The 590-nt window shown below is 60.5% G+C and carries 1 pseudogene; it reads right to left on the bottom strand.

From position 1 onward, the window contains the following. Window positions 1-157: 157 nt before the first annotated feature. Window positions 158-590 (bottom strand): annotated as a pseudogene (locus NW853_RS12945) (zinc ribbon domain-containing protein); the annotation flags it as partial.

Raw genomic sequence — 590 nt, 5'->3', positions numbered from 1 at the left:
TCCGAAGGCTGACTCGATCCCGCACCCGCCGTTAGTCCAATTGGGGAAGGCTGCCAAACCGTCTAACTGTTGAGGAGTTCGGGGAGCTCTAGGTTCTGCGCTCTGCCCAGGCGATTCCCCCCAGTGATGTTGGGAAGGTCGCGGTGACGGGAGAATGTCACTTTTGTGGTGAATTGGGCTTAACTTGGCGGCGGACATCTGTCTGGCGCATCCAGTAAACTACCCGACTCCGACTGCTCAGCGGTACGGAGCGGGCTTTAAGCGCTACGCGCCGCTGACGCGAACGGTAGCCCTGCAGTTGGCAAGCCAACCACAGGCCCCTGGGCCGGTTTACAGCGACCCCCAAAAGCGCAATGACGTTGGCACCGTTCAAATCTGCATCCCCTTCCCAACCACAGGCCGGGTTCACACAACGAAAATGCTTCCCTTCCCGTTGCCCAAGCCACAAACACCGGTGACAGGTCTGCAAGCTGTAGGCAGGCGGACCACCACCACCTTCACCCCTGCTCTGGCTGCCTTGTAGTGCACAAACTGCCGCAACGGGTAGAACGCCCCTCGCGCTAGCGGGCCGTAGGCCTCACTGTTCGACC

This window comes from Synechococcus sp. H55.11, assembly GCF_047462475.1.
GTDB lineage: Bacteria > Cyanobacteriota > Cyanobacteriia > Thermostichales > Thermostichaceae > Thermostichus.
Note: the sequence above shows the minus strand (reverse complement) of the source record. Positions and strands in the feature narration are given on the sequence as shown.